Here is a 12,414-nt window from a genome sequence, read left to right on the forward strand (position 1 = left end):
CTGCAAACACTACGTGCGAGTAACCCATCAGCGGTGTGTGAGGTCTAGTCCTGTCTTGAATCCGATGCTTCGGGGGCGGGATCCGGACGGGGCGCAGGAGACGGGAGTTGCTCCTGCACCGGTTGCTGAACAGCCGGCGGCACCACGGCCTGCGCGGGCGCCACGGTCTGCGCGGGCGCCACCGTCGGCTGCGCCCGCTCCAGGAACCGCAGCAACTCCACCGGGAACGGCAGCACCAGCGTCGAGTTCTTCTCCGCGGCCACCGCCACCACCGTCTGCAGCAGCCGCAGTTGCAGCGCGGCGGGCTGCTCGGACATCTCCTTGGCCGCCTCGGCCAGCTTCTTCGACGCCTGGAGCTCCGCGTCCGCGTTGATGACCCGCGCCCGCCGCTCCCGGTCCGCCTCGGCCTGCCGGGCCATGGACCGCTTCATGGTCTCGGGCAGCGAGACGTCCTTGATCTCGACCCGGTCGATGGTGACGCCCCACTCCACGGCCGGGCTGTCGATCATCAACTCCAGCCCCTGGTTGAGCTTTTCGCGGTTGGAGAGCAGATCGTCCAGTTCGCTCTTGCCGATGATGGACCGCAGCGAGGTCTGCGCCATCTGCGCGACCGCGAACCGGTAGTCCTCCACCCGGACGATCGCCTCGGCCGGCGAGGTCACCTTGAAGTAGACGACGGCGTCGACCCGCACCGTGACGTTGTCCCGGGTGATGCCCTCCTGCCCCGGCACCGGCATGGTCACGATCTGCATGTTGACCTTCCGGAGCTTGTCGACGCCCGGGACGATCATCGTGAACCCCGGCCCGCGCACGTCGGACCGCAGCTTGCCGAGGCGGAAGACCACACCCCGTTCGTACTGTTTGACGACCCGCGCAGCCGCCATCGCGTACACCGCTCCGGCGGTCACGAGCGTCGCGCCCGCCGCCACCAGCTCCTCGACCATTGCGGCCCCCCAGGGTCCGAACCAGGCGCTCAAGGTGTGTACTTCGACGGTAACTCCGAGATGTTCGCGTTGGGGAGACGGAGGACACAGGTGGTCCACGGCATCAGGACACAGGACGGCCGCCGGCTGGCGGTCGAGGAGTACGGCGATCCGGACGGCACACCGGTGGTGCTGCTGCACGACACACCGGGCTGCCGATCCGGAGTCGTACCCGAAGACGTCGTCGCCGCGCACCCGGCAGCGCGGTTCATCTCCTACGACCGCCCCGGCTACGGCGACTCGGACCGCCTGCCGGGACGGCGCGTGGCCGACACCGCCCGGGACGTGGCGGACCTTGCCGACGCCCTCGGGCTCGACCGTTTCTCGGTCCTGGGCCGCTCCGGCGGCGCCCCGCACGCCCTGGCCTGCGCCGCGCTGCTGCCCTCCCGGGTACGCCGGACGGCGGCACTGGCCTCGCCCGCACCGCCGGACGCACGGGACCTGAGCTGGTTCGACGGCATGGCCGAGTCCAACGTCGAGGAGTTCACCCTGGCGCTGACCGACCCGCTCGCCTTCGCCGGCCGGCTCGCCGCCCGCGCCGCCGACATCCGCCGGGACCCCGCCCAGCTGCTCGTCTCCGTCCGCGACGGGCTCACCGACTCCGACCGGCGGATCGTGTCCACCCCGGCCGTCGCCGAGATGCTGCTGCGCGGCTACCGCGAGGCGCTGCGCGGTTCGGCGTACGGCTGGCTCGACGACGACCTCGCCCTGCTCAGCTCCTGGGGCTTCGACCCGGCGGCCGTCACCCGGCCCGTGCTGCTGTGGCACGGTGCCCGGGACACGTTCTTCCCGGCCGGCCACTTCAAGTGGCTCGCGAACCGGATCCCCCGCGTGCGGCCCGTCCTGGAGCCGGAGGCCGGTCACTTCGGGGCGCTTCAGGCACTGCCGGCCGTACTGGACTGGCTGTGCGCCGCCCCGGAGGGGACCGCGCCCCGGCCGCGGTGAACCCCCGTACGACACACGCGTACGGGGGTTCACCTGGTGCCGGCTGCGACAAGGGCCGTTGTTCCGGTCCTAGAAGACGCTGACGCCGTACGTGCTCAGGGCCTCGGTGACCGGCTGGAAGAAGGTCGTGCCGCCGGAGGAGCAGTTGCCGCTGCCGCCGGAGGTCAGACCGTAGGCGACACCGTTGCTGCCGTACAGCGGGCCGCCGGAGTCGCCGGGCTCGGCGCAGACCGTGGTCTGGATCATGCCGTAGACGACGTCACCGCCGCCGTAGTTGACCGTCGCGTTGAGCGCGGTGACCCGGCCGCTGTGGATGCCGGTAGTAGAGCCGCGGCGGTTGACCGTGGTGCCCACGCTCGGGGTGGCGGCGCTGGTGATGTCGACGCTGCCGACGGTGCCGGAGATCGACGACGTCGGGTAGCTGGTGGCGTACTTGACGATGCCGTAGTCGTTGGTCGGGAAGCTGGACCCGGTCGTCGTGCCCAGGGTGGCCGTGTGCCCGGAGTTCGACCACCAGGTGCCCGCGCCGTCGGTGCAGTGACCGGCGGTCAGGAAGTAATAGGTGTTGCCGCTGCGGACGTTGAAGCCGAGGGAGCAGCGCCAGCTACTCGCATAGATGGCGTCGCCGCCTGAGATCAGCTTGTTGAACTTGCCCGGGGTCCGCTTGATCGTGAGCGCGTCGGCGTTGCCGCCGGCCTGCTCCTTGATCTTGGCGATCTCGGCCTGCGAGACCGTGCTGTCGACGGTGACGACCACACGGTTGGTCTTGCTGTCGACGGCCCAGGCGGTGCCCGGGATGTCGGCCTTGAGCACCGAGCTGCTCGCGCTCTTCAGCTCGGCGGTGCTGAAGGGTGTCGCGGCGGTCGCGTTGGCGCTGGGGACCGCGATCGCTGCCGCGGCGACGAGTCCGGTGGTACCGGCGATCAGCCGGGTCCGTCTCGCGATGCCGCTGCGGGGGGTGGTGCGCTTGATCCTCACGTTTCGTTCCCTCCCAGGGGAAGTCGGGGGCCCGCGTGGGGTCGGGGCCCGTGAGGCGCAGTCTGGGGCGAGCACGTCCGGTTTTCGAACACGTTGTGCCCCTGACAAGCGCTGAGGGGGAGTATTCGGCCGAACGGACGGTAGGCGCAAGGGCGCCTTTCGGCCGTCAATCTTTGAAACACCTTTGCGATCCGGAGGGAACCGCCGCGCACCGGGCCAGGGTGCGCTCCCCACCGGGACGGTGACGCCCGTGGTGTTGGCCGGCGCCGGGAAACGGACAGAAGAAGTGGTCGGCGCGGGCGCACGGCGGCAGCACCGCCCGGTGGAAGCCGGCCGTCGTACGGCCTCCCGCGTCCGGCGAGGCCGGGTCCACGGACCGGAATCGGCAGCCGCTGCCCCCGCTCGCCGGATCGCCGAAAACAGCCCACCGCGAACCGCCGTCCCGGACCCCGGAATTGAGCGCCCGCTCCCGCCCGCCGCCTTCGAACGCCGCCGCGCCGTGTGTCGTACGGCGTGACACACATGTCGTTCGGCGGACGCGAACCCCATCCGGGACCTCTACCGCAGATCTGCCCCGGCGGTGGTGCGGCCGGTGCCCGGAAACCGCTCGGCGAGACGGACCCGCCGACGGCTCATGCCCCTCCCCCGGCGACGCCGTACTGGTGGGTTGTCCTGGCGAGGCCCAGGTGTTCCCTGAGCGTGCCGCCCGGATAGAAGGTGCGGAACAGGCCGCGGTGTTGGAGCAGCGCCACCGTGCCGTTGACGAGTCGTTCCAGGTCTCGGAACGGCTCGGTGGGCGTGAGGTGGAAGCCGTCGACGACTCCCTCGGCGTGCCAGGTGGCGATCAGTTCCGCGAGGTCGACCGGGCCGCCCCGGTACAGCGGCCCTCGCGCGGTCTGCCGGGGGCCGCCTCCGCCGTGGCCCGGTTCGGCCGCGTGCTCGCCGCCGCCGAGGTCGACGAGCAGGCTCGCGAAGACCCGCAGTTCGTCGGGGTCGCGGCCGAACCCGGCTGCCCGGGAACGGAGTTGGTCTCGTTCGGCGGCTGTCTGCTCGGCGCTCACGGCGTCCACCAGGACCACGTCGGCATACCGGGCGGCGGTCTGCCGGGCGGCTGCGTCGGTGGCGTCGACCACCCGGACCGGGTGGCCCTGCGGGGGCCGCGGCCCGGCCGAGGGGCCCCTGGCGGACAAGGCCGTGACCGGGAAGCCGACGGGGTGCGGCTTGTGCCGGTCGACAGGACGGCCGGTCGGCGCGTCCCCCTGCCCGGCGCCGGCCACCCGGCCGTCCCACGACGTCCCGGCCGCGTCGGCGACTTCACCGGCCCCCCGCCGCAGCGCGTCGGCCGGGGACGGTGGTCCCCCCACCCGCGCGAGGCCGAGCGGAGCCGGGTGCCGGCTGTCGAGGCGGTCCTCGTCCTCGGTGGTGGGCACGTCGAGCCGCCAGCCTGCCCGGCCCCGGCTGATCCGGTCGAGGCTCGCGACGGTGGCCTGCGCGTGGAGGGGCTCGGTGTGCGTGGTCGTCACGGTGGGCACCAGGCCTATCCGTCTGGTGGCGGGCGCGACCCCCGACAGCACGGCGAGGGCGTCGGGGCCGGGCCGGGCGAAGGTGTCGTGCAGCGTGACGAAGTCGAACCCGCCGCGCTCCGCGAGCTGTGCGAGGTCGACGTAGGAGGCGGCGTCGTAGCCGGTCGGCCGATCGACAGCGGCGGCGAGATGCAGCATCACAGCACCTTCGAGAGAAAGGCCCGCGTGCGTTCGTGCCGCGGGTTGTCCAGGACCTCGGCGGGCGGGCCCTGTTCGACGATCCGTCCGTCGTCCATGAACACGACGGTGTCGGCGACCTCGCGGGCGAAGCCGATCTCGTGGGTGACGACGATCATGGTGGTGCCCTGTCCGGCCAGGTCCTTGATGACGTCGAGGACTTCGCCGACGAGCTCGGGGTCGAGCGCGGAGGTCGGTTCGTCGAACAGCAGCAGCCGGGGCTCCAGCGCCAACGCCCGGGCGATGGCGACCCGTTGCTGCTGTCCACCGGAGAGCTGCCGCGGACGGGCGTCGGCCTTGTCGGCGAGCCCCACCCGGTCCAGGAGCCGCCGTGCCGCCTCGACGGCCTCCTTCCGCGGCCGTTTCAGCGCGGACACCGGAGCCTCGATGACGTTGTCCAGCACGGTGAGATGCGGGAACAAATGGAAGTTCTGGAAGACGAAGCCGATCCGCGTGCGCTGTCGGAGCACCTCGCGTTCGGGTAGTTCGTACAGCTTGTCGCCGGAGCGCCGATAGCCGATCAGTGCCCCGTCCACGCTGATCACGCCCTTGTCCACCTTCTCCAGATGGTTGACGGTGCGCAGCAGCGTCGACTTTCCGGAGCCGGACGGACCGAGGATCACGGCGACCTCGCCTGCGCGTACCGCGAGATCGATGCCCTTGAGCACCTCCAGCGGGCCGAAGCTCTTGTGGACGGACCTGATGTCGACCATGACACTCATCGCTTGACTTCCCTCATGTGCGGGCAACTTGGGCTGTCCGGGCGGTTCAGGCGACCGCATGGCCGGTGAGCGCGCCGAGGAACAGCAGCGCGGCCCGCGCGGTCGCGTCGTTCTGCCGGAAGGCGGGGCCGCCCGTGCGCGGCCGGGTGAAGGCGCCGGGTGTCCGTCCGTCGGTGTGCGGGCCGAGGGCGAAGCGCCGTGGGTGCGGCAGGCCGGACCGGTCCAGGATGCGTCCGTCGGCGCGGTCCACGCGCAGCAGTCCGTCCGGGCTCTCGGCGGCCCCGTCGGCGTGCAGCTCGCGCAGCAGCGGGTCGAGGGCCCGGCGGACCGTCGGCTCGGGGAGCCGGGCCTCGACCAGCGCCCGCGCCTCGACCGAGTGTCCGGGCACCGTGGGGCTCGACGCCCGGAACAGCCCGTCCTCGGCGCGGACCTCCATGTCCGCCCCGACGAACCTGACCACCCCCGCCCGGGACAGCGCGAGCAGCTGCCGCAGCCGGGGCCCGGGCGGTCCGGACGCGAGGTAGCTGAAGAAGCCGTGCCACCGTCGGCCGATGTCCCCGAGCCGGACCAGCTGCCCGTAGACGGAGAGCAGTGCGAGGAAGACGGCCAGGTCCGGGCTGTAAGCGGGGTCGTGACTGCGCCTCAGGTCGGCCTCGACGTACTCCCGCACCCCCTTCTGGAGCTCCTCGTGCGTCGCGTACCGCACGTTGTGCAACGGCCAGTCGAGCGCGGCGAGGTCGAGCCGGTCACCGGGTTCGGGCACGGCCGAGGCGGCCAGGGTCTCCCGTTCGAGGGGGTCGTCGATGGCGGCGTACTTCTCCTCGAAGTCGGCCCAGGACATCGCGGTCCGCTCCGGATGCACGGTGAACAGCCGGTGGTAGTGGGCGAATCCGAGTTCCTTCTCGATCAGCGGCCACACGTCCCGCCCGAAGGCGAAGCCCCCTGGCCGGGCGCGCAGTTCGTCGATCTGGGCCGGCCCCAGGAAACGGGGCAGCGGCGGCCGGTCACCGGTCCAGTCGTAGCCGATCTTCGAGTGGTACGGCACTCCGCGCCGCGATCCGACGTACAGCACAGGCTCCCGCCCCGACGGGACGTAGGTGTCTCCTTCGTACCGCCCGCCCCGGCCCTCGGTGAGCAGCACCATCAGGTCGACGAAGGCGAGCCCGAAGCCGCGGACCAGGACGGGTTCGCCGGGCGCGAGCGCGGCCAGGTCGCTGTCGGCGGTGAAGTCGGGTGGCAGGTGGACGAGGTTGTGGGTGCGGGCGTAGGCCGCCAAGTCGGTCTGCTCGCCGTCGAGTTCGGCGTCGAGGTGGCCCAGGGCGAGGACGACGAGGTCGGCGAGGAGCGGTCTCGCGCGGCCCTCCAGCCAGACCTGCTGTCGGCCCTCGCGCGGCCCGCTGACACGCAGGGCGCGGTGCGGATGGTGGTGGACGGTGACGCCGTCCGGGAGAGCCGCCACCGCCTGCTCGTGCACCCAGCGCAGATACCCGCCCTGGAGCTGCCGGTCCGCGAAGGTGCGGCCGTCGATGCCGGCCCACTCGTGCAGCGTGGGGCCGGGGCGCACGGGTCCGGCCATGTCCACCGTCTCGTCGGTGAACATGGTGACGTCCTCGGCGTGCGAGTTCATCCACAGCAGCGGCGACTGCGCCGCCCGCCAGATGCGTCCGGCGCCGGGCGGATGCGGGTCCACCAGGTGCACGTCCAGGCCCTGACCGTCGTACAGCTCGGGCGCGTTGGCGGCCAGCCGCTCGATCAGACCGGTCCCCCGCGGCCCGGCCCCGACGATCACCAGAGAGCGCCTCATCGGGTGCGCTCCGAGCCTCGGGCGTAGTGCTTCTCCACGTAGTACTGGCCGACGCCGAGCACCGAGGTGACGACGGTGTACCAGACGGTGGCGACCATCAGCAGCGGGATGACCTGGTAGGTGCGGTGGTAGACGAGCTGCACGGAGTAGAGCAGGTCCTGCACGGCGATCACGCTGACGATGGAGGTGCCCTTGAGGGTGCCGATCAGCATGTTCCCGGCCGGGGGCACGATGGAACGCATCGCCTGCGGCAGCACGATCCGCCACCAGCGCCGCCACCGGCTCAGCCCGAGCGCCTGCGCGGCCTCGATCTGTCCGGGGTCGACCGACAGGATCCCGCCCCGGACGACCTCGGCGGCGTAGGCGGCCTCGTGCAGGGTCAGACCGATGATCGCGACGGTGACCGGGCCGAGCAGGTCCACCGTCCTGACCCCGAGGATCTGCGGGTACAGCGCCCCGATGTTGAACCAGAGCAGCAGCTGCACCAGGATCGGGATCGACCGGAACAGCCAGACGTATCCCCAACTGACGCTTCTGAGCACCGGGTTGGCGGACAGCCGGGCCGCCGCGAGCAGCGCGCCCAGCACGAAGCCGAGCACCATCACGACCGCGGTCAGCCACAGCGTGAGCCACAGCCCGCGCAGCACCGCGGTCGAGGTGAAGTAGTCCGCGACGACGTCCCACTGGAACGCCCGGTTGCGCAGTACGGAGGTGACGGCGAGGCCCAGCAGCACGAGGACGGCGACAGCGGCCGTCCACTGGCCGGGGCGGCGCTGCGGGACGATGCGAAGGGAATCCGCGTGCTCCGGTATGTCCGGTGCGGCGGGGGCTTTGGCAAGGGTGTCGGAGGACATGCGCAGGCTCCGTGACATCGAGTCGTCGAACTCGGGCGGGTGCCTTCACACATGTGCGGCCGAGCCCCTCAGCAGGGCCGCCCCTTGAGACTACGGGTGCGTTTCCCGGCCCTGTCAAGGCTGTCCATACTGTGAGCGTTACATCTCAAGTCAGTTGACGCCCCACCGGATGCCTGTTCCACTTGGCCCATGCATCCACAGCAGTGGCTGGTCAAGCGCTCCCACATCGACCTCGGTCGCGTGTGGTCCTCTTCCTGTTGAGCTGACCCACTGCGCGCCCTGATTCCCTAGGGCGCCCTTTCGCGTTCTCTCCTCCTTCGCCTTTCCTGCCTTCACACGCGCCTCCCCTCACCCAGCGCTGCACGCTCTCAGGAGACCGCCCCGCCATGCGCACACCCACGCCTGCCCGAAACAGGCTCATGCTCCCCTTTGCCGTCATCACCGCTGGGACCCTGCTGCTGACCGCCTGCGGCTCCGGCACGGACGAAACCGTGACCGCCTCCGCCACGTCCGGCGCGATCCCCACCACGGACGTCGTCTCCGCGATCAGGAAGGACGGGGCCGCGGCCAAGCTCCTGCCCTCGGGAACGACGAGCCTGACCCTCGCCGTCAGCGTCTCCGGGCAGCCGCCGGGCACCTCGATCCTCGACGACGGCAAGACCCTGGCCGGCCAGGACGTGGACTTCGCGAACGCGGTCGCCAAGGTGCTCGGCGTCAGACTGAAGACCGAGCAGGCGAGCTTCGAGGCGATCCTGCCTGCCCTCGACAGCGGCAAGTACGACCTCGGCGTCGGCAACTTCGGCGTGACCGACGAACGCCGCAGAACGATCGACTTCGTCACCTACATCAACGACGGTCAGGGCTTCGCGACCCGTGACGACAGCAAACTCACCAAGGTCACCGACCTGACCCAGCTGTGCGGACTGAACGTGGCGACCGGCGCGGGCACGACGTTCGAGGCGACGCTGGAGGACAACAAGTCCCTCTGCACCAAGGCCGGCAAGAACGCGTACGACGTCCAGACCTACAACGAGCAGGGCGCCATCTGGTCCTCGCTCCAACAGGGCCGCAGCGACGTCGTGATGTCCACGATCAACGGCCTCCGCTATGCGGTGGCCCACCAGCAGGGCGTGAAGTTCCTCAACGAGTACCACCGCCTGGACGTCGGCTTCGCCTTCAAGAAGGGCACGAAACTGACGCCGGCCTTCCAGGCGGCGGTCAACTCCCTGATCCAGGACGGCACCTACGCCAAAATCCTGAAGAAGTGGGGCACGACGGGCTCGGCGATCACGAAGTCGGAGATCTCACCGCCGGAGCTGTAGTCAGCAGTCGCACCCGCAATCGCAGCAATCACACCCGTCCCCGCAACAGCTGCAGCATTCGCAGCAGTCCCCGCAGTCGGTGCCCCGGCACGCCCCGTCCCGTCGCCGCCCGCTCCAGGGGTCCTCGAACGTCCCGCAGCACATCTGACAGGTACAGGCGAGCCCCACCCACACCGCGCACCCCGCCACCAGCCCCCGCCGCTCCCGCCGGGACGGCGGCTCCGGTGGCGCGCTGAACGCCCGCTCCACCGAGGTACGAAGCTCGTGCACCAGCAGCACATGCGCCAGCGCCGGGTCGGCGAACTCGGCCTCCCGCAACGCGAGCCGCACCCCGTGGACGGCGTCGTCGGCGAGCCTGCGGGCCTCCTCCAGGGACGTCCCGGTGGCGGTGAGCGGGTTCCACGCTCCCGCCGCGGCGTCGGCCGCTCTGTCCTCCACGGCGTCCAGCAGATGGGCCAGCCGCCCGAAGAGCCGCCCGGCCTCGGCGAGCGCCGGGGCGTTCCCCGGCCGCCCCGCCAGCACGGCCGTATGCGCGAAGGCGGCCGCCGTCGCGGTCTCGGTGGGCTCGGTGACCGTCAGGATCGGCGTCCCGGGCCCGGCCAGCGCCTCGATGCCGAACTGGCGGTCCACCGCGTCGACGAGTACGGCCGTGTCGAACCCCACGTCGAGCCCGGTCCGTTCCCCGGCCCGCCCCCACCCCTCGGCGACCCTCCGCGCGGCGACCGCCACCGGCCGCCGCGCCAGCATCCCGTCCCCGTCGGCGACGTGGTCCCGCACCTTGGCCGAGGCCAGCACCAGCGAGACGGCCGCCGCGAGCCGCGCTCCCTCCCCCTGTGCGACGGACGCGGTCCGCATTCCCCGCAACGGACACGGCCCCGCCGTACGCCTTCCGCCGGATTCGCCGCCGGTCTGAGCCTCCGTCAGAACCGATATCAGCAAGCCGTCGTAGTTCGTCACGACCCGTGCGAACTGGCCGTGGTCCTTACGCAGAGCGAGACACAGCCCGCACAAATGGGCCATCCACTGGTTCCTGAGACTTTCCCCGAGCCGATGGCTGCAGGGCCTGACGATTCCGAACATGACGATCCCCCGTGGTCAGTGCGGTGTTGGGCGGCGGCATCGTACCGGGCCCCCGTTCACCCGTACGCTCCGTCCGTCACCCATACGCCGTGAAGAATCATATTTCACTCACAGTCAGCAGCCGTATGGGATGCGACCCTTGGGGCACCCGGGCTCTCGACGGATTCGCTGTGCACCAGTACCGTCACAAACCCCCCGCGCGGCGGCTATTCACTTGGCGCGCGATCCGCATCATGGATGACCATAGGGAAACAGAAGCAAGAGAAGACCGCTGTGAGAGGAGGCGTCCATGGGATCGGTGCGCAAAGCGAGTGCCTGGCTGGGCCTCGTTGACGACAACGATGACGAGCGTTACTACGACGACGACGGATACTCCGAAGGGACCGAACAGCCCGGGGATGCCTGGGTCACCGACCCGCGGGTCAAGGTGGCCACGGATGTCGCCGAGGAGAAGGGCCGCCGGATCGGCACCGTGACCCCGGACAGCTTCCGGGACGCGCGGGCCATCGGCGAACTGTTCCGTGACGGTGTCCCCGTCATCGTGAACCTCACCGCGATGGAGGCCGGCGACGCCAAGCGGGTCGTCGACTTCGCGGCCGGGCTGATCTTCGGACTGCGCGGTTCCATCGAGCGCGTGTCCACCCGGGTGTTCCTGCTGACCCCCGCCAACACCGAGATCGTGAACGGCGATCCCGCGCAGCACCGTACGGACGGCTTCTTCAACCAGAGCTGAGGCAGGGCCGCTCGCCGGCCCTGCCCCAGGCAGGGTTCACCGGAAGGCGTCCAACCCGGTGAGTGCCTTGCCCAGCACCAACTGATGCATCTCGACGGTGCCCTCGTACGTCAGCACCGACTCGAGGTTCGTCGCGTGCCGCATGACGGGGTATTCGAGGGAGATCCCGTTGGCACCGAGGATCGTCCGTGACGTACGGCAGATCTCGATGGCCTCACGGACGTTGTTCAGCTTGCCGAAGCTGACCTGCTCGGGACGCAGGCGGCCGGCGTCCATGCGCCGCCCCAGATGGTGGGCGAGCAGAATTCCCTTGTGCAGTTCGACCGCCATGTCGGCGAGTTTGGCCTGGGTGAGCTGGAAGCCGCCGATCGGCCGCCCGAACTGCTCCCGTGTCTTCGCGTAGTCGACAGCGGTCTCGAAGCACGACCGCGCCGCCCCCATCGCACCCCAGACGATGCCGTACCGGGCGTGCGACAGACAGCTCAGCGGCCCCTTGAGCCCGACGACCTCCGGCAGCACCGCGTCGGCGGGCAGGCGTACGTCGTCGAGGACGAGTTCACTGGTGACGCTGGCCCGCAGGGACCACTTGTGCTTGATCTCGGGCGCCGAGAAGCCAGGCGTGCCGGTCGGCACGACGAACCCGCGGATCCCGTCGTCGGTCTGCGCCCACACCACGGCGACCCCGGCGACCGACCCGTTGGTGATCCACATCTTGCGCCCGTTCAGGACCCAGTCCGTGCCGTCCTTCTTGGCGTACGTCCGCATGCCGGCGGGGTCGGAGCCGTGGTCGGGTTCGGTGAGCCCGAAGCAGCCGATGACCTCGCCTGCGGCCATGCGCGGCAGCCAGGTCTGCTTCTGGTCCTCGCTGCCGAACCGGTGGACGGCGTACATGGCGAGGGAGCCCTGGACCGAGACGAGGGACCTGATCCCGGAGTCGGCGGCCTCCAGCTCCAGACAGGCGAGTCCGTACTGCACGGCGGAGGCGCCGGCGCACCCGTATCCGTCCAGGGACATGCCGAGGGCGCCGATTCCGCCCAGTTCACGGGCCAGTTCCCTGATCCCGGGCAGCTCGCCCTTCTCGTACCAGTCGGCGACATACGGCAGGACGCGGTCGGCGGCCCAGGTCCGCACGGTCGCGCGGATCGCCAGGTCCTCCGGGTCCAGCAGGTCGTCGATGCCGAGCGGGTCGGCGGGGTCGAACGGGGGCATGGCACATCCTCCGGCAGACGGCTC

Annotated in this window: 12 protein-coding genes; 3 read left to right on the top strand and 9 right to left on the bottom strand. The window is 70.8% G+C overall.

Going from position 1 to position 12,414, the window contains the following annotated elements:
* Window positions 1–44: 44 nt before the first annotated feature.
* The gene (locus tag ACZ48Z_RS02525; protein WP_468733998.1) at window positions 45–944 is read right to left on the bottom strand and encodes a slipin family protein; all 900 of its coding nucleotides are present in this window, start codon (window positions 942–944) and stop codon (window positions 45–47) included.
* Window positions 945–1,034: 90 nt separating this feature from the next.
* On the opposite strand from ACZ48Z_RS02525, the gene ACZ48Z_RS02530 reads away from it, so the two are divergent.
* On the top strand, window positions 1,035–1,928 hold the full coding sequence (locus ACZ48Z_RS02530; protein WP_468733926.1) for an alpha/beta fold hydrolase: 894 nt from the start codon (window positions 1,035–1,037) through the stop codon (window positions 1,926–1,928).
* Window positions 1,929–1,997: 69 nt separating this feature from the next.
* Here the strand turns inward: ACZ48Z_RS02530 and ACZ48Z_RS02535 are convergent, their stop codons facing one another.
* From ACZ48Z_RS02535 to ACZ48Z_RS02560, 6 genes are all read right to left on the bottom strand, one after another.
* Window positions 1,998–2,906 carry a S1 family peptidase gene (locus tag ACZ48Z_RS02535; protein WP_468733927.1) on the bottom strand — a complete coding sequence of 303 codons (909 nt, stop codon included), beginning with the start codon at window positions 2,904–2,906 and terminating at the stop codon, window positions 1,998–2,000.
* A gap of 166 nt (window positions 2,907–3,072) precedes the next feature.
* Window positions 3,073–3,426 (bottom strand): DUF1684 domain-containing protein, encoded by a 354-nt coding sequence (locus tag ACZ48Z_RS02540; RefSeq protein WP_468733928.1) that lies wholly within the window; start codon window positions 3,424–3,426, stop codon window positions 3,073–3,075.
* A gap of 112 nt (window positions 3,427–3,538) precedes the next feature.
* Window positions 3,539–4,627, bottom strand: a complete 1,089-nt coding sequence (locus ACZ48Z_RS02545; protein WP_468733929.1) for an LLM class flavin-dependent oxidoreductase — start codon at window positions 4,625–4,627, stop codon at window positions 3,539–3,541.
* The gene (locus tag ACZ48Z_RS02550) at window positions 4,627–5,388 is read right to left on the bottom strand and encodes an amino acid ABC transporter ATP-binding protein (RefSeq protein WP_468733930.1); all 762 of its coding nucleotides are present in this window, start codon (window positions 5,386–5,388) and stop codon (window positions 4,627–4,629) included. The genes ACZ48Z_RS02545 and ACZ48Z_RS02550 overlap by 1 nt, the downstream gene beginning before the upstream one ends.
* A gap of 46 nt (window positions 5,389–5,434) precedes the next feature.
* A complete protein-coding gene (locus ACZ48Z_RS02555) occupies window positions 5,435–7,192 on the bottom strand; it encodes an FAD/NAD(P)-binding protein (protein ID WP_468733931.1) in 1,758 nt (585 codons plus the stop codon).
* Window positions 7,189–8,046, bottom strand: a complete 858-nt coding sequence (locus ACZ48Z_RS02560; RefSeq protein WP_468733932.1) for an amino acid ABC transporter permease — start codon at window positions 8,044–8,046, stop codon at window positions 7,189–7,191. Before ACZ48Z_RS02560 ends, ACZ48Z_RS02555 begins: the two co-directional genes overlap by 4 nt.
* Before the next feature lie 386 nt (window positions 8,047–8,432).
* On the opposite strand from ACZ48Z_RS02560, the gene ACZ48Z_RS02565 reads away from it, so the two are divergent.
* Entirely contained in the window at window positions 8,433–9,368 is a 936-nt protein-coding gene (locus ACZ48Z_RS02565; RefSeq protein WP_468733933.1) for an ABC transporter substrate-binding protein, read from the top strand.
* Here the strand turns inward: ACZ48Z_RS02565 and ACZ48Z_RS02570 are convergent, their stop codons facing one another.
* Window positions 9,369–10,448, bottom strand: coding sequence for a DUF5685 family protein (locus tag ACZ48Z_RS02570; protein WP_468733934.1), 1,080 nt, complete (start codon window positions 10,446–10,448; stop codon window positions 9,369–9,371).
* 289 nt (window positions 10,449–10,737) lie between these two features.
* Between ACZ48Z_RS02570 and ACZ48Z_RS02575 the strand changes: the two genes are divergently transcribed.
* The gene (locus ACZ48Z_RS02575) at window positions 10,738–11,181 is read left to right on the top strand and encodes a cell division protein SepF (protein ID WP_389098325.1); all 444 of its coding nucleotides are present in this window, start codon (window positions 10,738–10,740) and stop codon (window positions 11,179–11,181) included.
* A gap of 36 nt (window positions 11,182–11,217) precedes the next feature.
* On the opposite strand, the gene ACZ48Z_RS02580 is transcribed toward ACZ48Z_RS02575, so the two are convergent.
* Window positions 11,218–12,390, bottom strand: coding sequence for an acyl-CoA dehydrogenase family protein (locus ACZ48Z_RS02580; protein ID WP_468733935.1), 1,173 nt, complete (start codon window positions 12,388–12,390; stop codon window positions 11,218–11,220).
* Between the last annotated feature and the right edge of the window lie 24 nt (window positions 12,391–12,414).

This window comes from Streptomyces sp. NPDC031225 (assembly GCF_055570355.1).